A 25,433-nucleotide genomic window follows, 5' to 3' on the forward strand; every position below is an offset into this window, starting at 1 on the left:
ATTTATACAAATAGATTTAATTTCTAATCCTCACATGTCATTAATAGCTTGCACAGGCGCTTTGTAATATTGTTTTACTATCCTCCCTTCCATTAGAACCTATTGTACAATGTAGTTTGTCTTAATTGCAAATATTTTCACAAGGTTTTTGTAAAAAATATGTACTACCATTTCCATTTAAAATTCATTGTAATAAAGCTTTTAATTTACATTATCTTTACCTATATATTATAGAATGATTGTTGTCATGATTATTATGACAAATTTGAATTTTGTTCTTGTTGTAGTAATTGTCTACTTAGATTTACAATAAATATAGTCAAATACTAATTAAAAAAGAGGTGTAGATATGGCTCAGAAACAAGAAAACAAAGGTTTTGGCCGTAAAGTTCAAGCATTCGGTTCTTTTCTTAGTAGTATGATCATGCCAAACATTGGCGCGTTCATCGCTTGGGGATTTATCGCTGCTATATTTATAGACAATGGATGGATGCCTAATAAAGATTTATCTCAATTAGCTGATCCTATGATTAAATTTTTAATCCCATTATTAATCGCATTTAGTGGTGGACGTTTAATCCACGGATTACGTGGTGGTATCATTGCTGCTACATCAACTATGGGGGTTATCGTAGCATTACCTGACACACCAATGTTACTTGGTGCAATGATTATGGGACCATTAGTTGGTTGGTTAATGAAAAAAACTGACGAATTTGTTCAACCTAGAACACCACAAGGTTTCGAGATGTTATTCAATAACTTCTCTGCTGGTATCCTAGGTTTCATCATGACAATTTTAAGTTTTGAAATTTTAGCTCCAATCATGAAATTCATCATGCATATATTATCAGTTGCAGTTGAGGCTTTAGTTCATGCTCATTTACTTCCAATCGTAAGTATTTTAGTTGAACCAGCTAAAATTGTATTCTTAAATAACGCTATCAACCATGGTGTATTCACACCACTTGGTGCTGACCAAGCTGCTACAGCAGGTCAATCAATACTTTATACAATTGAATCAAACCCTGGACCTGGTTTTGGTATTTTACTTGCATATATGTTCTTTGGTAAAGGAACTGCAAAAGCTACTTCTTACGGTGCAGGAATCATCCACTTCTTAGGTGGAATTCATGAAATTTATTTCCCTTACGTATTAATGAGACCAATGTTATTTATCTCAGTTATTTTAGGTGGTATGACTGGCGTTGCTACTTATCAAGTAACTGGATTTGGATTTAGAAGTCCAGCGTCACCAGGATCATTTATCACTTATTGTATTAACGCACCTAAAGGTGAATTCCTTCATATGTTATTAGGTGTAGTATTAGCGACATTAGTTTCTTTCGCTGTTTCAGCAATTATTCTTAAGTTCACTAAAGAACCTAAACAAGATTTAGAAGCTGCTACTGCTCAAATGGAAGCAACTAAAGGTAAAAAATCAAGTGTGTCTTCAAAATTAACTAATAAAGATAATAATGACTCATCAGCTAAAGCTACTACTGCTGGTGCTGCAACAGGTGCTGGCGCTGCAGGTGCTGCTACTTCAACAGAACAATCTGATGATGAAGATAATGCTTATCAATTATTAGATAATTATAATACTAAAGATGTTGATGCCCACGATTACAGTAATGTTGACCATGTTATCTTTGCATGTGATGCGGGTATGGGTTCTAGTGCAATGGGTGCTAGTATGTTACGTAATAAATTCAAAAAAGCTGGCATCTCAGATGTAAATGTTACAAACACAGCAATTAACCAATTACCAAGTGATGCTCAATTAGTTATCACTCAAAAAACATTAACTGACCGTGCAATTAAACAAGTACCAAATGCAATTCACATTTCAGTTGATAACTTCTTAAACTCACCAAGATATGAAGAATTACTAAATAACCTTAAAAAAGAAGAACAATAATTTTTAAATATTAATATTAATGGAGGATACCGCCATGTTATTGAGTACACGTGAAAAAGAGATTATAGAACTTTTAATCAAGTATCACGGACAATATGTCACTATATATGACATTGCTCAACAACTGGCAGTGTCCTCTCGTACTATTCATAGAGAATTAAAGCACGTTGAATCATATATAGATACCTTTTCAATTCAACTTGACCGAGTTAACAAAAAAGGTATTCGTTTAAATGGGGATCAACAAGCTATTCAAAGCTTAAAATATGAAATGACGCAACAACAAACTATAGACTTATCAGTTGAAGAACAAAAGGTCATTATTTTATATGCTCTTATTCAATCTAAACATGCCGTTAAACAGTATAGTCTTGCTCAAGAAATCAGCGTTTCTATCCAATCATTAGCTAAATTATTGGATGAATTAGAACATGATTTAGAATCATATCAATTATCCTTAACACGAAAACGTGGCGAAGGTGTTATGTTAAATGGTACTGAATCTAAAAAAAGAGAGTTCTTAAGTCAGCTAATGGTAAATAATTTAAATAGTACAAGTGTTTATTCAGTTATTGAAAATCATTTTGTCTATCAATCATTACATCAATCTCAACAATCACTTGTGGATTTAGACCGAATATTTAAAGTTGAGAGAATTCTAATGGATTATTTAGGAGAGCTTCCCTATTCACTAACAGAATCTAGCTATCTCACGTTAACCGTTCATATTGTACTAAGTATTACTCGTATGCAAAACAATGAATATGTATCACTTAATGAAGATATTTATCAATCGGTAAAACATACATTTGAACATGAAGTAGCTAGTGAAATTGCTAAACGTCTAGAAGATTTATATGATGTCCAATTCAACCAAGCTGAAGTCACATTTATTACCATTCACTTGCGGGGTTCAAAACGTAAAGATACTAAAGATACTTTATTTGAAGATAAGAAAAATGAACAAAAAATAAAATCTTTCGTGCAAAACGTAGAAGAGATTTCGGGTCAATACTTTGATGAAAAAACTACTCTAATTAATGGATTATCATTGCATATTAATCCAGCAATTAATCGTTTAGAATCAAATATTGAAACATATAATCCTTTGACCGATATGATTAAGTACAAATATCCAAGACTATTTGATAATGTGAGCAAAGCATTGCATGTTGTTTGGCCAGAGTTAATCTTTCCTGATAGCGAGATTGCTTTTATTGTCCTTCATTTTGGAGGATCAATTAAAAACCAAGGACATCAATTTTTAAATATTTTAGTCGTCTGTAGTAGTGGCATAGGTACAAGCCGTCTATTAGCAACTAGACTTGAACAAGTGTTTAGTGAAATTGAACGAATTACACAGGCTTCTGTAAGTGATCTAAACGTGCTTGATTTATCTCAATACGATGGTATTATATCCACCGTAAATTTGGATATAGATAGACCATTTTTAACAGTTAATCCTTTACTCCCTGATTCTGACATAGGATATGTCGCTTCATTTTTAAATACTAAAGAAGCACACCATATGAATCAAAATGAAGGAAAAGAATTAATTAATTATTCACCTGAAGATATTATGGAAACAATACGTCAAGGTTTAAAGTTAGTTGATTCCGTGAAAATAGAATATAAATCAGTAGATAATTGGAATCAATATTTATCTGATTACCTAGTAAGTCATCGTATTATTGATGATGGTCAGTCATTCGCTGAATTATTACAACATCGGTTGGAGGAAAATCCTAATTGGATACTAAGCCCCTACCCTATAGCTATTCCTCATATGAGAGATTCAATGTTTAAAGAACCATGTATCCTCATAACTATTTTGGAGGAACCTATAAAGATGAGTAATATTCAAAATGACAATGACTACATTAATTATATGTTAAGTATGTTTATTCCAGATAATGCAATCATGGTAGATCTTGTTAGTACAATTTCCGAAACACTAAGCAACCATTTGGAAAACTTAGATGATTTTATGAAAAATCCACATGACTTTAAAATTATACTGGAAAAGCAATTTTTAAAACGAATTAAAAAACAATTAATTTAGGAGTGTATTTATAATGAGCGAATTATTCAGTAATGAAAACATTTTTATTAACGTATCAGTAGCAAGCCAAAACGATGCAATCGAGAAAGCAGGACAAGCTCTAGTTGATAGCGGAGCTGTAACTGAAAATTATATTCAAGCAATGAAAGATCGTGAAGATGTTGTTTCAACATTTATGGGTAACGGTTTAGCAATTCCTCACGGTACTGAAGAAGCTAAAGGAAATGTTATTCAATCAGGCTTAAGTTTATTACAAATTCCTGAAGGTGTTGATTGGAATGGCGAAGAAGTTAAAGTTGTCGTTGGTATCGCTGGTAAAGACGGAGAACACTTAGACTTATTATCTAAAATTGCGATTACTTTCAGTGAAGAAGAAAATGTAGAACGTATTATCAACGCTAAATCAGCTGACGAAATTAAACAAGTCTTTGAGGAGGCTGATGCATAATGAAAGCAGTACATTTTGGTGCCGGTAATATTGGTCGTGGATTTATTGGATATATTTTAGCTGATAATAATATTAAAGTTACATTTGCAGATGTAAATGATGAAATTATTAATGCATTACAAACGGAACATGAATACGATGTTATTTTAGCAGATGAAGCTAAAACAACTACAAGGGTAAACAATGTTGATGCGATTAATTCTGCTAAACCTTCAGATGAATTGAAACAAGCTATTTTAGAAGCTGATTTAATTACAACTGCTGTTGGTGTTAACATTTTACCTATTATTGCAAAATCATTTGCTCCATATTTAAAAGAAAAAGAAAACCATGTTAATATCGTTGCTTGTGAAAATGCTATTATGGCTACAGATACACTTAAAAAAGCTATTTTAGATATTACTGGTCCTTTAGGCGACAATATTCATTTTGCAAACTCTGCAGTTGATAGAATTGTTCCATTACAAAAAAATGAAAATATTTTAGATGTTATGGTAGAACCTTTCTATGAATGGGTTGTTGAAAAAGATGCTTGGTATGGCGAAGAATTAGACCATATTAAATATGTTGATGATTTAACACCTTATATTGAAAGAAAATTATTAACTGTTAATACAGGACATGCTTTCTTAGCATATGCTGGTTATAACGATAATAAAGCAACTGTTTTAGATGCAGTTCAAGATAGCACTATCGAAGCTGGTTTAAGACGTGTACTAGCTGAAACAAGTGATTATATCACACGTGAATTTGATTTTTCTAAATCAGAACAATCTCAATATGTAGAAAAAATTATTGAACGTTTCAATAACTCTTATCTATCTGATGAAGTAACACGTGTTGGTCGCGGAACTCTACGTAAAATTGGTCCTAAAGATCGTATTATTAAACCATTAAATTATTTATATGAACATAATTTAGAAAGAGATGGCTTAGTTAAAGCAGCTGCCCTACTTTTAAAATATGATGATAAAGCTGACCAAGAAACTGTTGAAAAGAATAATTATATTCAAGAACATGGTGTAAAATCATTCTTACAAACGTATGCTAAAGTTGAAGGACCATTAGCAGAAGAAATTGAAAAAGAATATAATGAACTTATTTCAAAATAATATTTGTTGAATAAAAAATGGACCAGATGTAAGCTTCTGGTCCATTTTTATTATATATATTTAAAGAACGTGCCTTTTCATTTATGGCACGTTCTTTATTTGAATTATTTATCTAAACCCATTTTGTCTTCTACGACATCAGCAATTTGTTGGGCATATCTTTTTGCATCTTCATCTGTTGAAGCTTCAACCATTACTCTTACTAATGGCTCTGTTCCAGAAGGACGTACTAAAATTCTACCTTCTCCATTCATTTCAACTTCAACTTTAGTCATTACTTCTTTAACATCAATATTTTCTTCAACGCGATATTTATCTGTTACTCTTACATTTATTAATGATTGAGGATATGTTTTCATTTGTGAAGCTAACTCACTTAATGATTTACCTGACATTTTGATGATAGCTGCTAATTGTACACCAGTTAATAAGCCATCACCTGTTGTATTATAATCCATTAATACGATATGACCTGATTGCTCACCACCAAGATTATAATTTCCTCTTCTCATTTCTTCTACAACGTAACGGTCTCCAACTTTAGTTTTATTAGATTGAATGCCTTCATTTTCTAAAGCTTTATAAAAACCTAAATTACTCATTACAGTTGAAACTATCATATTATTATTTAATTCTTGGTTTTTATGCATTTCTTGACCAATAATAAACATAATTTGGTCTCCATCAACGATTTTACCATTTTCATCAACAGCAATAATTCTATCTCCATCTCCGTCAAATGCTAAACCAAAGTCACTTCCAGTTTCAAGAACTTTTTTTGCAAGAGCTTCAGGATGTGTAGAACCACAATTTTCATTAATGTTGTATCCATCTGGACTACAACCCACTGTTTCAGTATCAGCTTCTAAATCGCCGAATAAAAATGGTGCTAAAGAAGATGTAGAACCATTTGCACCATCTAAAACAATTTTCATACCTTCTAAATTAACATCTACAGTAGATTTTAAATAACTTAAATATTTTTGTGCACCTTCAAAGTAATCTGAATAATGAACGATTTCTGTACCAGTTGGTCTTGGTAAACTTGGATTTTCTTGATCAAGTAATTCTTCGATTTCATTTTCTTGATCATCTGATAATTTGAAACCATCAGAACCAAAGAATTTAATACCATTATCTGCAACTGGATTATGTGATGCAGAAATCATTACACCTAATTCTGCGTCCATTTCTCTCGTTAAATATGCTACACCTGGCGTTGAAATAATACCCAATCGCATGACTTCAGCTCCAATAGATATAAGTCCTGCAATGAGTGCTGATTCTAACATTTCTCCTGAAACTCTTGTATCTCTACCAACAAGGACTCTAGGGTGATTTTCCCCTTTATTATGTGCTAATACATAACCACCATATCTACCTAGCTTAAACGCTAGTTCAGGTGTTAATTCTTCATTTGCTACACCTCTGACACCGTCAGTACCAAAATATTTTCCCATGTTTTACTCTCCTTTTATTTCTTTCAATTATTTAACTGTGATATAAGCTTTTGTTTCTTCAGGGTTAACCCTACTTACACTTTTAGGTAAATCAAATTTTACAGTTTTCTCAGTGGACTCTGAAATATCATCTAAGTCTATTTCAGCTGTAATATTATTTATACCCTGTATATCTTCTCTACTACCATAAATTTCAACTTCATCGTCATCTAATTTAACATTATCTACCTTTTTATTGTCTTTTAATTTTCCAGTCGTCTTTGTGTTAACTTTAACCTTTTTACTATAAGGTTTAACAGACACTTTCAAATCAACTTCATCTGGGTTAATAGAAACATTCATTTTATTTAAATCTTTGTCATAAGCATTTACTGTAGCAATATCTTTAGTATCTTTACTTATTTTACTAGAATTTTTGAATGTTGCTTTTAAGTAAGCAATTTGTTTTAATTGTTCTTCTCCACCAGTTACTTTAACTGTTTCAGGTGAAATTTTTTGATTATCAATTTGGTAACCATCTGCAATATCACTTTGACTTACATCAGGCTCTACATGCATTGTTTTAGTTATTTTCTTTTCTAATGTGATGTTGGCTGATTTAGGTTTAACATTATAATTAATGCTATTATTTAAACCTTTAACTTGAAATTTCTTTTGATATTTACCAGCTTTTTCACCTGATAAATCTACAACAACTTTTAAATCATCGGGATCTTCAATTTTTAATAACTTTGATTGTGGACCAGAAATATTTACATCTACTGTGTCTGGTACATGTGTAGCGTGTAAATCTTTATGGTTATATATCGCTTCTACTGGAACATCTTGTATTGTTTTTGTTGATTTCTGTGATATATCATCAGAGTTAAAGATATTCCCAAATACATTATTCACTGATAAGAAGAAAAATATAGCTAATATCAGTGCAACGAATCTTAATCCCCATTTACTTTCTAACATATTAATTCACACCTTTCTTTTGAAAGTGTGTGCCAAACCAATGTTCAGATAATAGCTCTTCAAACACTTCATTTGAAATATCTCTTCTTAACTTACCATCAAAAGTAACTGAAATATCACCAGTTTCTTCTGACACAATAACTGTAAAAGCATCAGATACTTCTGAAATACCTACAGCTGCTCTATGTCTTGTACCTAAACTTTTAGATATTTTAACACTATCTGATAATGGTAAATAACTTGCTGCTGCTGCTATTTTAGTTCCTTGAATTATCATTGCACCATCATGTAATGGTGTATTAGGTATAAACACATTGGTTAATAATTCTTGAGAAATTTTAGAATCCATAGGAATACCTGTTTCAATATAATCTTGAAGACCAGTTTCCTTTTCAAAAACTATAAGTGCTCCAATACGACGTTTAGCCATATATTGAACCGCTTTTGATACAGATTGAATTAATTTCTCTTCATCTTTAGTATAGGCGTTGGTATAACGTTTTAAGAAACTACCTCTACCTAATTGTTCCAAAGCTCTTCGAATTTCTGGTTGGAATATTACAATTAATGCCAATACTCCCCATTGAATCACAATGTCAAACAATTTTGAAGTTGCAGTCAAATTTAGTATTTTACTGATTTGTTGACCGATTACTATTACAACAATACCTTTTAATAATTGTATTGCTTTTGTACCTTTAAAAACTGTAATCAGTAAATAAAGAACATACCACACAATCAATAAATCGAGGACACTAGTTATGACTTTTAAAGTACTAAAATTTTGAAAAAAATTGGAAAAATCCATAACATCTCCTCCGATAACATTTTCCATATTATTCATTATATCAATCATTAGAACACGTGTCATATGAACACTAATAAAAATGAAAAAAACTTGCATGTCGATTAACATGCAAGTTACATAAATTAAATTATAGTAGTGTTTCTCCAAAAAATGTACCAAGTAATGAAACAGCTTGTTCCGCTGTATTGTTATGTAAATCAATTAATGGGTTAACTTCAACTAAATCCATAGATGTAATCATTTTGCTTTCATGAAGTAATTCAAGCGCAAAATGACTTTCCCTATAACTTAAACCACCTAACACTCTTGTACCGGTTCCTGGTGTTTCTGTAGGGTCTAATGCATCAACATCTAAAGATAAATGTAATCCATCGACATTTCTATTTTTTAAATATTGTACAGACTCATTTATTACAGACTCAATACCTAACTTATCAATATCAGCCATTGTATAAGTTTTAATATTTTGTTCTTTAATATAATGACGTTCCCCTTTATCTAAATCTCGCATACCAATAAGAACAACATTTTCAGGTTTTAGTTTAGGTTGAAAATCATTTAAATTCACAAGTTCACTTGGCCCTTCTCCAAGTAATATTCTTAATGGCATACCATGTATATTACCAGATGGAGATTCATCAGGAATATTTAAATCACCATGTGCATCATACCAAATTACCCCTAAATTAGAGTAGTGTTTACTTATTCCAGAAATAGAGCCTACTGCAATAGAATGATCGCCACCTATCACTAGAGGAAAACTATTATTGGATATAGTTTGATCAACTTTATCACTTAAAGTGTTTGAAACTTGAACAATTTCATCATAGTTTCTTAATCCTTCTTGCTCAGAGTTGAATTTTTTTAAATCTATTGTCGGTACATCAATATTACCTCTATCACTAACATTTAGACCAATATTTTCTAATCTATCTTGTAAACCAGCATACCTTATTGCATCTGGACCAAGATTGACTCCTAATTTTCTTTGACCAAATGTTGAAGGTACCCCAATAATATCTATATTTTTCATCTTATTCTCCACCTCTTTTAAGTATTAGTTATAGAATAATGTATTCGTTTACATAAAACAATAAAAAAAACATCTTTCCTAAGAAAGATGTTTTGAGTGAGCCATAGAGGATTCGAACCTCTGACCCTCTGATTAAAAGTCAGATGCTCTACCAACTGAGCTAATGGCTCTTATGGCTGGGCTAGCTGGATTCGAACCAGCGCGTGACGGAGTCAAAGTCCGTTGCCTTACCGCTTGGCTATAGCCCATTAAGATGGTGGAGGGGGGCAGATTCGAACTGCCGAACCCGAAGGAGCGGATTTACAGTCCGCCGCGTTTAGCCACTTCGCTACCCCTCCGACATATTTATTTAAACAAAATAAATGGTGGAGAATGACGGGTTCGAACCGCCGACCCTCTGCTTGTAAGGCAGATGCTCTCCCAGCTGAGCTAATTCTCCATTAAAATGACTCCTACGGGACTCGAACCCGTGTTACCGCCGTGAAAGGGCGGTGTCTTAACCGCTTGACCAAGGAGCCATGGCTCCACAGGTAGGACTCGAACCTACGACCGATCGGTTAACAGCCGATAGCTTACCGCCGTGAAAGGGCGGTGTCTTAACCGCTTGACCAAGGAGCCATGGCTCCACAGGTAGGACTCGAACCTACGACCGATCGGTTAACAGCCGATAGCTCTACCACTGAGCTACTGTGGAATAATTATATATTTGCCTGGCAACGTCCTACTCTAGCGGAACGTTAGTCCGACTACCATCGGCGCTAAGGAGCTTAACTTCTGTGTTCGGCATGGGAACAGGTGTGACCTCCTTGCCATTGTCACCAGACAAATGGAATGTATTATACATTCAAAACTAGATAGTAAGTAAAATGATTTTGCGTCGCAAAACATAAAATTGATTAAGTCTTCGATCGATTAGTATTCGTCAGCNATTTGCCTGGCAACGTCCTACTCTAGCGGAACGTTAGTCCGACTACCATCGGCGCTAAGGAGCTTAACTTCTGTGTTCGGCATGGGAACAGGTGTGACCTCCTTGCCATTGTCACCAGACAAATGGAATGTATTATACATTCAAAACTAGATAGTAAGTAAAATGATTTTGCGTCGCAAAACATAAAATTGATTAAGTCTTCGATCGATTAGTATTCGTCAGCTCCACGTGTCACCACGCTTCCACCTCGAACCTATTAACCTCATCATCTTTGAGGGATCTTATAACCGAAGTTGGGAAATCTCATCTTGAGGGGGGCTTCATGCTTAGATGCTTTCAGCACTTATCCCGTCCATACATAGCTACCCAGCTATGCCGTTGGCACGACAACTGGTACACCAGAGGTATGTCCATCCCGGTCCTCTCGTACTAAGGACAGCTCCTCTCAAATTTCCTACGCCCACGACGGATAGGGACCGAACTGTCTCACGACGTTCTGAACCCAGCTCGCGTACCGCTTTAATGGGCGAACAGCCCAACCCTTGGGACCGACTACAGCCCCAGGATGCGATGAGCCGACATCGAGGTGCCAAACCTCCCCGTCGATGTGAACTCTTGGGGGAGATAAGCCTGTTATCCCCGGGGTAGCTTTTATCCGTTGAGCGATGGCCCTTCCATGCGGAACCACCGGATCACTAAGTCCGTCTTTCGACCCTGCTCGACTTGTAAGTCTCGCAGTCAAGCTCCCTTATGCCTTTACACTCTATGAATGATTTCCAACCATTCTGAGGGAACCTTTGAGCGCCTCCGTTACCTTTTAGGAGGCGACCGCCCCAGTCAAACTGCCCACCTGACACTGTCTCCCACCACGATAAGTGGTGCGGGTTAGAAAGCCAACACAGCTAGGGTAGTATCCCACCAATGCCTCCACGTAAGCTAGCGCTCACGTTTCAAAGGCTCCTACCTATCCTGTACAAGCTGTGCCGAATTTCAATATCAGGCTACAGTAAAGCTCCACGGGGTCTTTCCGTCCTGTCGCGGGTAACCTGCATCTTCACAGGTACTATGATTTCACCGAGTCTCTCGTTGAGACAGTGCCCAAATCGTTACGCCTTTCGTGCGGGTCGGAACTTACCCGACAAGGAATTTCGCTACCTTAGGACCGTTATAGTTACGGCCGCCGTTTACTGGGGCTTCGATTCGTAGCTTCGCAGAAGCTAACTACTCCTCTTAACCTTCCAGCACCGGGCAGGCGTCAGCCCCTATACATCACCTTACGGTTTAGCAGAGACCTGTGTTTTTGATAAACAGTCGCTTGGGCCTATTCACTGCGGCTCTTCTGGGCGTTAACCCTAAAGAGCACCCCTTCTCCCGAAGTTACGGGGTCATTTTGCCGAGTTCCTTAACGAGAGTTCGCTCGCTCACCTTAGAATTCTCATCTTGACTACCTGTGTCGGTTTGCGGTACGGGCACCTGTTATCTATCTAGAGGCTTTTCTTGGCAGTGTGAAATCAACGACTCGAGGAAACAATTTCCTCTCCCCATCACAGCTTGACCTTATGAGTGCCGGATTTGCCTAACACTCAGTCTTACTGCTTGGACGTGCAATCCAATAGCACGCTTCGCCTATCCTACTGCGTCCCCCCATCGATTAAAACGATACTAGGTGGTACAGGAATATCAACCTGTTATCCATCGCCTACGCCTGTCGGCCTCAGCTTAGGACCCGACTAACCCAGAGCGGACGAGCCTTCCTCTGGAAACCTTAGTCAATCGGTGGACGGGATTCTCACCCGTCTTTCGCTACTCACACCGGCATTCTCACTTCTAAGCGCTCCACATGTCCTTGCGATCATGCTTCAACGCCCTTAGAACGCTCTCCTACCATTGTCCTACGGACAATCCACAGCTTCGGTAATATGTTTAGCCCCGGTACATTTTCGGCGCAGTGTCACTCGACTAGTGAGCTATTACGCACTCTTTAAATGATGGCTGCTTCTAAGCCAACATCCTAGTTGTCTGGGCAACGCCACATCCTTTTCCACTTAACATATATTTTGGGACCTTAGCTGGTGGTCTGGGCTGTTTCCCTTTCGAACACGGACCTTATCACCCATGTTCTGACTCCCAAGTTAAATTGATTGGCATTCGGAGTTTGTCTGAATTCGGTAACCCGAGAAGGGCCCCTCGTCCAAACAGTGCTCTACCTCCAATAATCATCACTTGAGGCTAGCCCTAAAGCTATTTCGGAGAGAACCAGCTATCTCCAGGTTCGATTGGAATTTCTCCGCTACCCTCAGTTCATCCGCTCACTTTTCAACGTAAGTCGGTTCGGTCCTCCATTCAGTGTTACCTGAACTTCAACCTGACCAAGGGTAGATCACCTGGTTTCGGGTCTACGACCAAATACTCAACGCCCTATTCAGACTCGCTTTCGCTACGGCTCCACATTCACTGCTTAACCTTGCATCAAATCGTAACTCGCCGGTTCATTCTACAAAAGGCACGCCATCACCCATTAACGGGCTCTGACTACTTGTAAGCACACGGTTTCAAGTTCTCTTTCACTCCCCTTCCGGGGTACTTTTCACCTTTCCCTCACGGTACTGGTTCACTATCGGTCACTAGAGAGTATTTAGCCTTAGGAGATGGTCCTCCCAGATTCCGACGGAATTTCACGTGCTCCGTCGTACTCAGGATCCACTCAAGAGAGTATATATTTTCGACTACAGGATTATTACCTTCTTTGATTCAACTTTCCAGATGATTCGTCTAATATATACTTTTGTAACTCCGTATAGAGTGTCCTACAACCCCAACAAGCAAGCTTGTTGGTTTGGGCTCTTCCCGTTTCGCTCGCCGCTACTCAGGGAATCGATTTTTCTTTCTCTTCCTCCGGGTACTAAGATGTTTCAGTTCTCCGGGTCTGCCTTCTGATATGCTATGTATTCACATATCGATAACATGACATAACTCATGTTGGGTTTCCCCATTCGGAAATCTCTGGATCAACGCTTACTTACAGCTCCCCAAAGCATATCGTCGTTAGTAACGTCCTTCTTCGGCTTCTAGTGCCAAGGCATCCACCGTGCGCCCTTAATAACTTAATCTATGTTTCCATCCTACAGGAAACGCGTTATTAATCTTGTGAGTGTTCTTTCGAACACTAGCGATTATTTCTTATGAATTCAAGCTTTAAAACTCTAATTCACTCGGTTTTGCTTGGTAAAATCTATATTTTACTTACTTATCTAGTTTTCAATGTACAATTCTTGTGAGTGTTCTTTCGAACACTAGCGATTATTTCTTATGAATTCAAGCTTTAAAACTCTAATTCACTCGGTTTTGCTTGGTAAAATCTATATTTTACTTACTTATCTAGTTTTCAATGTACAATAAATGTTTGAATGTTGTATAAACATTCAAAACTGAATACAATATGTCAATGTTATTCCTTCATCTTCTACGAAGATGTTCCGAATATATCCTTAGAAAGGAGGTGATCCAGCCGCACCTTCCGATACGGCTACCTTGTTACGACTTCACCCCAATCATTTGTCCCACCTTCGACGGCTAGCTCCATAAATGGTTACTCCACCGGCTTCGGGTGTTACAAACTCTCGTGGTGTGACGGGCGGTGTGTACAAGACCCGGNACTGAATACAATATGTCAATGTTATTCCTTCATCTTCTACGAAGATGTTCCGAATATATCCTTAGAAAGGAGGTGATCCAGCCGCACCTTCCGATACGGCTACCTTGTTACGACTTCACCCCAATCATTTGTCCCACCTTCGACGGCTAGCTCCATAAATGGTTACTCCACCGGCTTCGGGTGTTACAAACTCTCGTGGTGTGACGGGCGGTGTGTACAAGACCCGGGAACGTATTCACCGTAGCATGCTGATCTACGATTACTAGCGATTCCAGCTTCATGTAGTCGAGTTGCAGACTACAATCCGAACTGAGAACAACTTTATGGGATTTGCTTGACCTCGCGGTTTAGCTGCCCTTTGTATTGTCCATTGTAGCACGTGTGTAGCCCAAATCATAAGGGGCATGATGATTTGACGTCATCCCCACCTTCCTCCGGTTTGTCACCGGCAGTCAACTTAGAGTGCCCAACTTAATGATGGCAACTAAGCTTAAGGGTTGCGCTCGTTGCGGGACTTAACCCAACATCTCACGACACGAGCTGACGACAACCATGCACCACCTGTCACTTTGTCCCCCGAAGGGGAAAACTCTATCTCTAGAGCGGTCAAAGGATGTCAAGATTTGGTAAGGTTCTTCGCGTTGCTTCGAATTAAACCACATGCTCCACCGCTTGTGCGGGTCCCCGTCAATTCCTTTGAGTTTCAACCTTGCGGTCGTACTCCCCAGGCGGAGTGCTTAATGCGTTAGCTGCAGCACTAAGGGGCGGAAACCCCCTAACACTTAGCACTCATCGTTTACGGCGTGGACTACCAGGGTATCTAATCCTGTTTGATCCCCACGCTTTCGCACATCAGCGTCAGTTACAGACCAGAAAGTCGCCTTCGCCACTGGTGTTCCTCCATATCTCTGCGCATTTCACCGCTACACATGGAATTCCACTTTCCTCTTCTGCACTCAAGTTTTCCAGTTTCCAATGACCCTCCACGGTTGAGCCGTGGGCTTTCACATCAGACTTAAAAAACCGCCTACGCGCGCTTTACGCCCAATAATTCCGGATAACGCTTGCCACCTACGTATTACCGCGGCTGCTGGCACGTAGTTAGCCGTGGCTTTCTGATCAGGTACCGTCAAGACGTGCACAGTTACTTACACGTTTGTTCTTCCCTGATAACAGAGTTTTACGATCCGAAGACCTTCATCACTCACGCGGCGTTGCTCCGTCAGGCTTTCGCCCATTGCGGAAGATTCCCTACTGCTGCCTCCCGTAGGAGTCTGGACCGTGTCTCAGTTCCAGTGTGGCCGATCACCCTCTCAGGTCGGCTACGTATCGTTGCCTTGGTAAGCCGTTACCTTACCAACTAGCTAATACGGCGCGGATCCATCTATAAGTGACAGCAAGGCCGTCTTTCACTATTGAACCATGCGGTTCAAAATCTTATCCGGTATTAGCTCCGGTTTCCCGAAGTTATCCCAGTCTTATAGGTAGGTTATCCACGTGTTACTCACCCGTCCGCCGCTAACGTCAAAGGAGCAAGCTCCTTATCTGTTCGCTCGACTTGCATGTATTAGGCACGCCGCCAGCGTTCATCCTGAGCCAGGATCAAACTCTCCATAAAAACTTGTGAGTGTTCTTTCGAACACTAGCGATTATTTCTTATGAATTCAAGCTTTAAAACTCTAATTCACTCGGTTTTGCTTGGTAAAATCTATATTTTACTTACTTATCTAGTTTTCAATGTACAATATCCTATTTTCAGTCAAGCGTTTGCATTCGGCTTTGTTTTCATCATTTTAAATACTCATTTACAAAAGTAAACTCCGTTTTAAAATGACTCAACGCATTGCCTGCGAATCGCTTTCTTTGAAAAAGGCTGATTTGAATGTTATATGAACATTCAAGACTGAATACAATATGTCAATGTTATTCCTTCATCTTCTACGAAGATGTTCCGAATATATCCTTAGAAAGGAGGTGATCCAGCCGCACCTTCCGATACGGCTACCTTGTTACGACTTCACCCCAATCATTTGTCCCACCTTCGACGGCTAGCTCCATAAATGGTTACTCCACCGGCTTCGGGTGTTACAAACTCTCGTGGTGTGACGGGCGGTGTGTACAAGACCCGGNCCACGTGTTACTCACCCGTCCGCCGCTAACGTCAAAGGAGCAAGCTCCTTATCTGTTCGCTCGACTTGCATGTATTAGGCACGCCGCCAGCGTTCATCCTGAGCCAGGATCAAACTCTCCATAAAAAATTATGATGTTTGATTAGCTCATAAAAACTAAATTAATTGTTGTAACTTTCGTTACATTATTGGAATTAACGTTGACATATTGTCATTCAGTTTTCAATGTTCATTTTGTCGCAATCTCTTACATTGTATTACTTTCAAAATCGAAAGTCAACATTTAATTAAGATTACTTTTATAAGTTTAATTGATTTAATTCATCTTCGCAATAGTAAGTTTTACACTTTTTTAACGAAGTTTTAATAAACTTAACTTGCCGTTTTTAACGACTTTTATATAATATCAACTTTAAGATTTAAAGTCAATAATTAATTTAAATCTTTTTGAATTGCTATATGTGAATTAATAACTCACAAGAAATTATTCTAACAGGATTTTTCTAAAATGCAATAGAAAAAGCGCATAAAATCTTTATTAATTTTATACGCCTTTTTACAATTGATTATTTTTGTGTAGTTGCTATTACTTTTTGTGCTATAGTTTGGTAAATTTTACCTAAACGATCTTCAGGTTGATAAATAGATGGAGAAAAGTCATTTGGATTCCAGGTTGGCTGTTCTAAAGGTAACTCTCCGAACAATTGTGTATTTAGCTCATCAGCTAATTTAGTACCTCCGCCTTTACCAAATACGTATTCTCTGTTACCTGTTTCTTTACTTTCGAAGTAACTCATATTTTCAATTACACCTAAAATTGAGTGATCAGTGTGTTTAGCCATAGCACCTGCTCTTGCGGCTACGAATGCTGCTGTTGGGTGTGGAGTTGTTACTATTATTTCTTTACTTGACGGTAACATCGAATGAACATCTAACGCTACATCTCCTGTACCAGGTGGTAAATCAAGTATTAAATAATCTAAATCTCCCCATCTTACTTCAGTGAAAAAGTTAGTAAGCATTTTACCAAGCATAGGTCCTCTCCAAATAACTGGAGCATTTTCTTCAACAAAGAATGCCATTGATATAACTTTAACGCCATATCTTTCTACAGGAATCACTTCTTTACCTTCTATACCTGGTTTTTCATCAATACCCATCATATCTGGAACACTAAATCCATAAATGTCAGCATCTACTAAACCTACTTTTTTACCTTCTCTTGCTAAAGCAACAGCTAAGTTAACTGCAACCGTTGATTTACCAACGCCGCCCTTACCAGAAGCAATTGCAATAAATTCTACTGGGTTATTTTTAGATAATAGTCCTTCTATTGTTTTAGGTTTTTCTGTGCCTTTGCCTCTATATTGTTCTACTGTATCAGCAGGTAATTCTTCAAATCTAATTCCAACAGTTTTAGCGCCGTTTTCTTTTAATACTTTAACTATTGCCATTTGAAGGTCTAATTGAGGTTGACCTCCTAATTGAGCCATAGCAATTTTGACACTTACATGTTCAATTTCTTCTTTAATAGAAACATCTACTATACCGTCTGTTTCTTTTAAAGGTACATCAATAATTGGATCTTTTAACTCTCCAACTAATTCTTTGACTTGATTTACCGTTAACAAAGTAAATCCCCCTTATTTATATTGTCTTAACTAAATAAACATATTTTGTCATTACCTAGTCTATCTTTTTTAGTATAAGACTTTTTTTAAAATAAAAAAAGAAGTTAGCTTAATTTAATAACTAACTTCTTAATAAAACTAATCCTATTAAATATCTCTAATATTTTTTGACTTATTTCTTGATTCTTTAATGAATAAAGCAAAACAGAATGCAATAACTACAAAGACTGTAACAAGTGCAAATGACACATCTACACCAGCAGCAACAGTTTGACGTTGTATCATTTCTTTACTACCTGATGTAGCAATTGTTGATCCTAACCATTTTGAACCCATGCTCATAAAGGTTACCATTAAAGCCGTACCTAAAGAACCTGCCATAACTCGTCCAAAGTTCATGATAGCTGTACCATGTGAAATATCGCTGTTTTTTAACGCATTTATACCGGCAGTATTAATAGGCATCATAAGTAATGAAACTGCAAACATTCTAATAGCATAAATCACAATCAAATACGTATATGATGTGTCCGCTTTTAGGAAGCATAATAAGAATGTACATATAGTTAATATTATAAATCCTGTAATAATTAATGGTCTTGGTCCATATTTATCATAAAAACTACCAGTAAATACAGACATTAACCCATTAATAATTGCACCAGGCATAATCACTAATCCTGATAATAATGCAGATAATGCTAATGCGTTTTGTACATATAATGGAATAAGTAATGCTGGGCCAACCATGGACATCATCACAATCATTGAAGTAATTGTACTAAAACAAAATACTTTGTTACTAAATACTTTCAAATTTAATAATGGATTAGATATAGATAATTGTCTCCTAACAAATACTAATATAATTAAAACACTAATGATTAATGTACAAATAATAACCGGGCTACTAAAGCCTAAACTACCTGCACTACTAAATGCATATAACATCATACCGAATCCTAATGTTGAATATACAATTGAGCGTTTATCAAGTTTCGTTTTCTTAGTATCGTTATAGCTTGAGATAAAAATAAAACCAAAGATAAGTGCAACTAAAGCAATACCTACAATAATAATGAATGGTACTCTCCAACTCACATGATCAATAATCAAACCTGTAAATGTAGGTCCAATCGCTGGCGCAAACTGAATAACTAATCCAGCAAGCCCCATTGCAAATCCACGTCTTTCTCTTGTGAATAACGTAAATAATGTAAATTGCATTAATGGCATTAATACGCCAGCACCTATAGCTTGAATTACTCTTGCAGTCATTAAAACACCAAAGTTAGGTGCTATAGCAGCTACTATTGAACCAATCAAGAAAGTTCCCATTGCTGACAAATATAATGGTCTCGTTTTGATTCGATCCATTAAATATGCAGTTAAAGGAATCATGACCCCATTAACTAGCATAAAACCAGTAATCAACCATTGTGATGTATTCTCATCAACTTTTAACCCTCTCATAATATGGGGTAATGCTGTATTAAGTAATGTTTGGTTAAGGATTGCCACAAAAGCACTAATCAGCATTACAGAAACAATTAAATTCCTACGTCTTTTACTAATTTCTATATTGCTCACGTACATAATCTCCTTTATTCAGTAATAGTATACAATTCAACCAAACTTTAAATAATTATTCAAATATACTGCTTACTATTTTTTATTATTTAGATTAGTACTATCAGGATAAAATATTTCCTTACATATATATAAGAAGCCTATTATAATCATAATTACCCAAAATTTAATATCAATATAAGTGTAATGCACGTGAATAATGAAATAAAACAATACTGTAGTAACTGAGTAGGCAATTAAATGATATGTTATTCCTTGAAAATACGGATTTTGTGGGAGACGTTTTCTAAAATAGTCCATTAGATGTTCAACTGCAAATAGCGTGAAATATCCTAATACGATATAACTACCATAATAAAAAATATTGTCATAAAAGCTTTTATTATATCCAAAGTAGCCTAACTTGAAATATATGAGTAACCTACTTAACCCATATAACCCAAATCCTAAAAACATTAAAAATATCGTTCCAGAAATTATAAAAATAGTTAGAACAATAAGTGTAGATATTAAATTATAAAATTTATCTTTAAAAAACTTCATTACACTTATCCCCCTAATTTATTCAATACAAATGTATTTTACCACTAATTAATGACCTTATAAAATTATAAAAAATGAGAAGCTAACATGAAGTAAATATAAAGTATCACAAAATCATGAATTAGTCTTACCGTCGTTTAATACAAATATATGTTTAGAGCCTAAGGCACTTAAATATGCCCTAGGCTCTTTTATAGTTTAATTGCTTTGTTTTATATATATTAATGCCCAGCTAATAATTAAAATTATTTCTACAGCAATTACAAAACTTAATATATTTTGTAGATCTGACCCAAACCAACCTGCTTTGATTGCATATAAATAGCCCATTAAAGTTGAACCTATTGATGAACCTAAATTTTTAGTTAGAGAGTAAAATGACATCATTTTCTTCATTTGATTTGGAGTCGTTTCTTCCTGAACTATAACACTGTCTTTTGTGTAAATATAACCAAAACCTACACCAGCTAAAATAACACTAAGTGCAATGAGTAATGGTAATTTTAAACCGAATAATATGATAATACTTGATACAATAATTAAAGTAAAAGCCGATAAATATAGAGTCTTTCTTGTTAAGCTTTCTTCGACTTTACCCAAATAAAAATTAAATATTGTCCAAGCTACTGAAAGCGGGAATATAACTAGGCCACTTTGTAATGGGCTGATACCTACTTTTTCTTGTAGATAAACCGGTATATAAATATTGAATCCCATAAGACATAACGCAGTTAATAAATCCGTAATAAAGACTAAAGATATTGATTTATTAAACTCGATTACTGGTAAAAATGGGTGATCACTTTTCTTTTCAACTTTATATAATAAAACAGCTACACACACTGCTAAAATCAAACTGACTATATTTAAAATGAACATCGTTTGATTTAATAAACCGTACATTAATAAACCAATAAAAATATAAAATAATGTTAAACCTTTAGCATCAAAATTAATATTTTTATTAACCTCTTCCTCTTTAAAGTTAAAGGTAAAAATAATTAATATAATCGCAATGATAGCTATAGGTAAGTTAATAAAAAATAACCAGTGCCATGTTGCAACTTCTAATATACCTCCACCAACGAGTGGCCCTACTATACTAGAAATTCCCCAAACACTACCAACAATACCCATTACTTTATATCTTAAAGGAATTTCAAAAGCTAATTTAGGTACAATTTGTGATAGAGACATAATCACTCCAGCGCCAAAGCCTTGTATAATTCTTGAAATAATTAATAATGTAAACGTATCGCTTAAACCAGACATCAAACTCCCAATACCAAATAAAATCACACCGCATATCGCAACAAACATGATTTTAAAACGTGATATAAATTCACCAACTATTGGGTTAGCAATGACTAACGCAATAAAGTAAACAGTAACTACTAACGAAATATGTTTACCTGCATTTAAATCACGATTAATACTAGGAAGTCCTAGAGATATAATAGAGGTTTCAATTGCAGCCATGAACATAATCATAATTAATGCAATGACTGTAACAATAGATCTTAATTTCATTATTTTACTCCCTTTCGTTTTCTTTCAACTCAAACAATAATATAGACTTTATGTTGATAAAACAATCGTATATTAGTATGAATTTTTGAAAATAAAAATGACGAGGCCAATCCCCGTCATTTTTGTCATACTTTTATTTCATAAAAAATAGAATGCCAATCAAATGGAAAAAAGAAGCTACCACTATAAATATGTGCCAAATCATATGGAAGTATGGACGGTTTTTCTGAGCATAAAACCAAGCTCCAATAGTATATGAAAGGCCACCTAAAACAATAAATAAAATAAATAACCATGATGTTCTTAATATGATGATAGGTGCAAAGATTACACCTACCCATCCCATTACTAAATATACAATTAAACTCAGTTTGTGATTAACATGAGTAGCCAGTGATTTATATAAAACCCCCCATACTGTAGTACCCCATAATAGTAAAAACACTAACCAACCGAGCCAACCACCAATCACATTTAATAATATAGGTGTATAAGTTCCTGAAATTGCTATATAAATCATACTATGATCAATAATTCTCAACACATATTTTTGCAATGTGTGATTAGCCATAGCATGATATATAGTTGAAGATATAAACATTAAAAATATACTAATTACAAATATAGATATACTTGTTGATAAAAGGGCGCCACCCTTATTATAACTATGAACAGCAGCATAAGGTAATATCATCATTGTAATCAGTGAGGCAACACCGTGAGATATAGAATTACCTATTTCTTCACCGAATGACAGTGGCATGATGTCTCTAAATGAACTTTTATTAGTGTTATTTTGATGTGTTTCTGAATTTGCCATTTGCTTATCCACCTTAATTTAGATCATGTTCATTCTTTTTAAATCAGCAGTAGCTGTTTCTACGCTATCTTTACCTTCTTTGTTTTTTAAAGGTGAAAATTCTTCTTCTCTAGGAACTTGTAGTGTGATAAAACTTGTACCATAACGGAATATATCAAAATAAAATAGTTCAAATTTTAAAGTTGGTTGTTCTATTACACCAAAATCTTCATCTAGTTGTTTCAGATTTTTTATAGCTATATGATACGGTAATTCTCTATCTACTGCACTCATAATAAATCCTAATTTAAAAGCATGTATTCCGATATTAGCATTTTCAAATTGATTAGCTATATTTGGGTCTAGTTCAGAGTATTCAAGTACAGTATCTTTACTATCTTTGTTTACAAGTCTTCCTACACTTTCGCCATGTTTAGGTTGAATCGTTTTAGATGTAATATCTTTATTGTTAGCAACAGTGAATCCTGCAAACATAGGATCTAATACTTTTACTAACACATTATCAATATTATTTAAGAATACATATTTCACATTATCTTGTTTCATCTTGTCAAGATAACCCGCTTTTTTAAGCGATTTAAATATACCACCATTACCATTTGGCGTTTCCATGATATGTCCAGTTTCATTTAATACAAGTTGACCCGCTTCACTTAAAGCTACAATATTATCTTGTTTAAAGAAATGAATCTTTTCAGGGTCATATTTAAAATAGTTATGTTGAGCAAAGTAATCTTTAGTAGCTTCATGATTAATATCACTTGTCATGATGTACCAATCTATCGTATGTCCACTTTGTTCTTTTAAATCAATCAATTGACGTGCCTGTAGTTCAAATAAACTAACACCTTCAATTTCAAATGAACCTTTTGGACCAGAATAACCTAATCGAGTTCCTTGACCTCCAGCCATCAATACAACAGCAAACTGCCCATTTCTAATTGCTTCAATGCCTTGTTCTTTGTATGTATTTATCGTTTTGTTATCCATATTAGACTTTACTGAATACTTAACTTCTGAAACATCCGAAGTATCATCAATTGTTTGTCTATTAACATATAAGTTGTTATACATTTTTTGAATGTCTTCTAAATCTAGCGTTTCAATTTTCTCTTCAAGTGCTTGTTTTTCATTAGTGCTCATTAATTTTTCATATTCATATATATGCTGTTGATTAAATTTCTCTAATTTGTTTTTGTCTAACATCAATTAGTCTCCTTATGTAAAATATAAATTTTCGCTCGATAACCTTATCATAAATACACTATACAATTTTTAATCATTCGCAAAAAAGTATCTCCAATAATGTATGATATCATTTACTCCAATTTGAAAAAACACATAAACAGCACCAACTGTTAATGCAGTAGCAAGAGATAAATCTACAAGCCCACCTGTTTTAAAGTTAATCGGCATTTTAATTGTGATTGGTAAAGGATATAAAAATTTTACTCCTTTAGGTGTAATCATATCTAGTATAACATGTGAAAACAAGCCTATGATAATAGCTACTCCATAATATACTGGCGTATCGATGAGATATAATAAAAAACCTATAATACCAATAAATAATAAGGAATGGGTGAATGTTCGATGTCCAAAAATAAGTCGAATGAAAAAACTAAGTAATTTAAATTTCTGTCCAATTTTACTTTGTGTATGACAAATATCTGGTAACAAACTAGAAATCACTGATAAGACAACCACTGTTACTGATGAAAATAAGTCTGTATGAAAATACTGAGTTGTTAATGCGCCTACTAATAAACCACACGATGCATGTGTCTTTCCAGTCATAATTACCTCTCCTTTAATAGCAATATTTTACCATATTTAACCACTTTATACGAACGTATTTTCGGTTACTATTCACTAAATCAACATCATTCCAATTAGTATGACTTAATTTATAAAAAGTATCACATTATGTGTTGAAAACGTTTCCAAAATAATATATGATATATGTACAAAAATAATTAAAGGATGTGTATTGAATCATGGCAATGACAGTAAAAAAAGATAATAACGAAGTAAGAATTCAATGGAGAGTTGCAGATATTAAAATACCTACAAACGAAATTAAAAATATTTATCAAGACCAAGACATCCATGCTGTTCCAAACGCTGAAGGTAGAGAAATCTCTAGAATAGGTTCTACTTTTGGCAAAACAAATCGAGTTGTAATTGATACAGCTGACCATGAATACATTATTTATACTCAAAATGATCAAAAAGTTTATAATGAGCTAACTAAGTAAACTCTAAAAATAGGTTTACTTCTGTATATATCGGGGCAATAACTTAGCATTTCATAATGTTTTAAGTTATTGTCCCCTTTTGTTTTTATTAATGCTGTAACAAGTATTATAATTTATATAAACTTAAGTAATAATAATAGTATTTAATATTAATAGAGGAGTGATATAAATGTTCGTAGTAACTAATCGTATTACTGTCAAACAGGGATTTGCTGAAAAAATGGCACCAAGATTTACAAAAGGTGGGAAAATCGAATCGTTAAAAGGATTTAACAAGATTGAAGTTTGGCAAGTAGAGAAAGATGATGACACTGAAGATATGTATGTTAACACATGGTGGGATACTGAAGAAGATTTCAAAAATTGGTTAAATAGCGATGCATTTAAAGAAGCACATCAACGTCCTAAACAATCAGATAATAAAGAAGCTTCCCCAGTTATAAAAAGTGAAATTGTAAAAGCGAATGTTCTTTCTGTTCTTAATCCTTAAACTTTAATTTATAATAAAAACCAAGTAGCTGCATTTTAAAATGTATATGTTAAGT

Annotated in this window: 17 protein-coding genes, 6 tRNA genes, 4 rRNA genes and 1 other annotated feature; of the genes, 6 read left to right on the forward strand and 21 right to left on the reverse strand. The window is 35.2% G+C overall.

Annotation, left to right across the window (positions count from 1 at the left end; genetic code table 11):
- Positions 1-349 precede the first annotated feature (349 nt).
- From GVY01_RS07645 to GVY01_RS07660, 4 genes are read left to right on the forward strand one after another with little or no spacing between them, the layout of a single operon-like run.
- A complete protein-coding gene (locus GVY01_RS07645; RefSeq protein WP_159333700.1) occupies positions 350-1,921 on the forward strand; it encodes a PTS mannitol transporter subunit IICB in 1,572 nt (523 codons plus the stop codon).
- A 34-nt stretch (positions 1,922-1,955) separates the two neighbouring features.
- Positions 1,956-3,983 carry a BglG family transcription antiterminator gene (locus tag GVY01_RS07650; RefSeq protein WP_017636995.1) on the forward strand — a complete coding sequence of 676 codons (2,028 nt, stop codon included), beginning with the start codon at positions 1,956-1,958 and terminating at the stop codon, positions 3,981-3,983.
- Between the two features lie 13 nt (positions 3,984-3,996).
- Positions 3,997-4,431: a PTS sugar transporter subunit IIA gene (locus tag GVY01_RS07655; protein WP_017636994.1), complete on the forward strand. Its 435-nt coding sequence runs from the start codon at positions 3,997-3,999 to the stop codon at positions 4,429-4,431.
- Positions 4,431-5,543, forward strand: coding sequence for a mannitol-1-phosphate 5-dehydrogenase (locus GVY01_RS07660; protein ID WP_017636993.1), 1,113 nt, complete (start codon positions 4,431-4,433; stop codon positions 5,541-5,543). Before GVY01_RS07655 ends, GVY01_RS07660 begins: the two co-directional genes overlap by 1 nt.
- 104 nt (positions 5,544-5,647) lie before the next feature.
- On the opposite strand, the gene glmM is transcribed toward GVY01_RS07660, so the two are convergent.
- The 21 genes from glmM to GVY01_RS07765 all read right to left on the reverse strand — a co-directional run bounded on the left by glmM (position 5,648) and on the right by GVY01_RS07765 (position 24,427).
- Entirely contained in the window at positions 5,648-7,003 is a 1,356-nt protein-coding gene (gene glmM / locus GVY01_RS07665; RefSeq protein WP_017636992.1) for a phosphoglucosamine mutase, read from the reverse strand.
- A gap of 27 nt (positions 7,004-7,030) precedes the next feature.
- Positions 7,031-7,963 (reverse strand): CdaR family protein, encoded by a 933-nt coding sequence (locus GVY01_RS07670; RefSeq protein ID WP_017636991.1) that lies wholly within the window; start codon positions 7,961-7,963, stop codon positions 7,031-7,033.
- A 1-nt stretch (position 7,964) separates the two neighbouring features.
- Complete coding sequence (gene cdaA, locus GVY01_RS07675) at positions 7,965-8,771, reverse strand: diadenylate cyclase CdaA (RefSeq protein WP_026083467.1); 807 nt, start codon at positions 8,769-8,771, stop codon at positions 7,965-7,967.
- Positions 8,772-8,898: 127 nt separating this feature from the next.
- Positions 8,899-9,804 carry an arginase gene (gene rocF, locus GVY01_RS07680; protein ID WP_046466886.1) on the reverse strand — a complete coding sequence of 302 codons (906 nt, stop codon included), beginning with the start codon at positions 9,802-9,804 and terminating at the stop codon, positions 8,899-8,901.
- 97 nt (positions 9,805-9,901) lie between these two features.
- Positions 9,902-9,974, reverse strand: a tRNA-Lys gene (locus GVY01_RS07685).
- 3 nt (positions 9,975-9,977) lie between these two features.
- Positions 9,978-10,052: transfer RNA gene (locus tag GVY01_RS07690), tRNA-Gln, on the reverse strand.
- A 6-nt stretch (positions 10,053-10,058) separates the two neighbouring features.
- Positions 10,059-10,142 (reverse strand) — tRNA-Tyr (locus GVY01_RS07695).
- Between the two features lie 25 nt (positions 10,143-10,167).
- Positions 10,168-10,243, reverse strand: a tRNA-Val gene (locus tag GVY01_RS07700).
- 7 nt (positions 10,244-10,250) lie between these two features.
- Positions 10,251-10,322 (reverse strand) — tRNA-Glu (locus GVY01_RS07705).
- 101 nt (positions 10,323-10,423) lie between these two features.
- Positions 10,424-10,498, reverse strand: a tRNA-Asn gene (locus GVY01_RS07710).
- Between the two features lie 14 nt (positions 10,499-10,512).
- Positions 10,513-10,627 (reverse strand): 5S ribosomal RNA (gene rrf / locus GVY01_RS07715).
- A 109-nt stretch (positions 10,628-10,736) separates the two neighbouring features.
- Positions 10,737-10,851 (reverse strand): 5S ribosomal RNA (rrf, locus tag GVY01_RS07720).
- A 69-nt stretch (positions 10,852-10,920) separates the two neighbouring features.
- Positions 10,921-13,842 (reverse strand): 23S ribosomal RNA (locus GVY01_RS07725).
- A gap of 610 nt (positions 13,843-14,452) precedes the next feature.
- Positions 14,453-16,005: ribosomal RNA gene (locus GVY01_RS07730) — 16S ribosomal RNA — on the reverse strand.
- The 16S, 23S and 5S rRNA genes sit together here with 6 tRNA genes alongside, the layout of an rRNA operon.
- A gap of 349 nt (positions 16,006-16,354) precedes the next feature.
- Positions 16,355-16,642, reverse strand: a sequence feature (16S ribosomal RNA rRNA prediction is too short).
- Positions 16,643-17,082: 440 nt separating this feature from the next.
- Positions 17,083-18,147 carry a P-loop NTPase gene (locus GVY01_RS07735; protein ID WP_017638499.1) on the reverse strand — a complete coding sequence of 355 codons (1,065 nt, stop codon included), beginning with the start codon at positions 18,145-18,147 and terminating at the stop codon, positions 17,083-17,085.
- Positions 18,148-18,294: 147 nt separating this feature from the next.
- Positions 18,295-19,686 (reverse strand): MDR family MFS transporter, encoded by a 1,392-nt coding sequence (locus tag GVY01_RS07740; protein WP_421673583.1) that lies wholly within the window; start codon positions 19,684-19,686, stop codon positions 18,295-18,297.
- Positions 19,687-19,812: 126 nt separating this feature from the next.
- Positions 19,813-20,280, reverse strand: coding sequence for a SepA family multidrug efflux transporter (locus GVY01_RS07745; protein ID WP_017638497.1), 468 nt, complete (start codon positions 20,278-20,280; stop codon positions 19,813-19,815).
- 198 nt (positions 20,281-20,478) lie between these two features.
- Positions 20,479-21,810 carry a multidrug efflux MFS transporter SdrM gene (gene sdrM / locus GVY01_RS07750; RefSeq protein ID WP_159333701.1) on the reverse strand — a complete coding sequence of 444 codons (1,332 nt, stop codon included), beginning with the start codon at positions 21,808-21,810 and terminating at the stop codon, positions 20,479-20,481.
- A gap of 133 nt (positions 21,811-21,943) precedes the next feature.
- Complete coding sequence (gene trhA / locus GVY01_RS07755) at positions 21,944-22,630, reverse strand: PAQR family membrane homeostasis protein TrhA (RefSeq protein ID WP_017638495.1); 687 nt, start codon at positions 22,628-22,630, stop codon at positions 21,944-21,946.
- Positions 22,631-22,648: 18 nt separating this feature from the next.
- Positions 22,649-23,836, reverse strand: coding sequence for a UTP--glucose-1-phosphate uridylyltransferase (locus GVY01_RS07760; protein WP_017638494.1), 1,188 nt, complete (start codon positions 23,834-23,836; stop codon positions 22,649-22,651).
- Between the two features lie 69 nt (positions 23,837-23,905).
- Positions 23,906-24,427: a metal-dependent hydrolase gene (locus tag GVY01_RS07765; protein ID WP_017638493.1), complete on the reverse strand. Its 522-nt coding sequence runs from the start codon at positions 24,425-24,427 to the stop codon at positions 23,906-23,908.
- Positions 24,428-24,627: 200 nt separating this feature from the next.
- On the opposite strand from GVY01_RS07765, the gene GVY01_RS07770 reads away from it, so the two are divergent.
- Both GVY01_RS07770 and GVY01_RS07775 read left to right on the forward strand, forming a co-directional pair.
- On the forward strand, positions 24,628-24,888 hold the full coding sequence (locus GVY01_RS07770) for a SunI/YnzG family protein (protein WP_017638492.1): 261 nt from the start codon (positions 24,628-24,630) through the stop codon (positions 24,886-24,888).
- Between the two features lie 169 nt (positions 24,889-25,057).
- The gene (locus GVY01_RS07775) at positions 25,058-25,378 is read left to right on the forward strand and encodes a heme oxygenase (protein WP_017638491.1); all 321 of its coding nucleotides are present in this window, start codon (positions 25,058-25,060) and stop codon (positions 25,376-25,378) included.
- Positions 25,379-25,433 lie beyond the last annotated feature (55 nt).

This window comes from Staphylococcus sp. 8AQ (assembly GCF_902506595.1).
In the GTDB taxonomy this organism is placed as follows: domain Bacteria; phylum Bacillota; class Bacilli; order Staphylococcales; family Staphylococcaceae; genus Staphylococcus; species Staphylococcus pasteuri.

Bases quoted from the DNA above. Each gene is read 5' to 3' on its own strand.
- GVY01_RS07645 (WP_159333700.1), top strand. From the start codon at position 350: ATGGCTCAGAAACAAGAAAACAAAGGTTTTGGCCGTAAAGTTCAAGCA.
- GVY01_RS07650 (WP_017636995.1), top strand. From the start codon at position 1,956: ATGTTATTGAGTACACGTGAAAAAGAGATTATAGAACTTTTAATCAAG.
- GVY01_RS07655 (WP_017636994.1), top strand. From the start codon at position 3,997: ATGAGCGAATTATTCAGTAATGAAAACATTTTTATTAACGTATCAGTA.
- GVY01_RS07660 (WP_017636993.1), top strand. From the start codon at position 4,431: ATGAAAGCAGTACATTTTGGTGCCGGTAATATTGGTCGTGGATTTATT.
- glmM (WP_017636992.1), bottom strand. From the start codon at position 7,003: ATGGGAAAATATTTTGGTACTGACGGTGTCAGAGGTGTAGCAAATGAA.
- GVY01_RS07670 (WP_017636991.1), bottom strand. From the start codon at position 7,963: ATGTTAGAAAGTAAATGGGGATTAAGATTCGTTGCACTGATATTAGCT.
- cdaA (WP_026083467.1), bottom strand. From the start codon at position 8,771: ATGGATTTTTCCAATTTTTTTCAAAATTTTAGTACTTTAAAAGTCATA.
- rocF (WP_046466886.1), bottom strand. From the start codon at position 9,804: ATGAAAAATATAGATATTATTGGGGTACCTTCAACATTTGGTCAAAGA.
- GVY01_RS07740 (WP_421673583.1), bottom strand. From the start codon at position 19,686: ATGCTGATTAGTGCTTTTGTGGCAATCCTTAACCAAACATTACTTAAT.
- GVY01_RS07745 (WP_017638497.1), bottom strand. From the start codon at position 20,280: ATGAAGTTTTTTAAAGATAAATTTTATAATTTAATATCTACACTTATT.
- sdrM (WP_159333701.1), bottom strand. From the start codon at position 21,810: ATGAAATTAAGATCTATTGTTACAGTCATTGCATTAATTATGATTATG.
- trhA (WP_017638495.1), bottom strand. From the start codon at position 22,630: ATGGCAAATTCAGAAACACATCAAAATAACACTAATAAAAGTTCATTT.
- GVY01_RS07760 (WP_017638494.1), bottom strand. From the start codon at position 23,836: ATGTTAGACAAAAACAAATTAGAGAAATTTAATCAACAGCATATATAT.
- GVY01_RS07765 (WP_017638493.1), bottom strand. From the start codon at position 24,427: ATGACTGGAAAGACACATGCATCGTGTGGTTTATTAGTAGGCGCATTA.
- GVY01_RS07770 (WP_017638492.1), top strand. From the start codon at position 24,628: ATGGCAATGACAGTAAAAAAAGATAATAACGAAGTAAGAATTCAATGG.
- GVY01_RS07775 (WP_017638491.1), top strand. From the start codon at position 25,058: ATGTTCGTAGTAACTAATCGTATTACTGTCAAACAGGGATTTGCTGAA.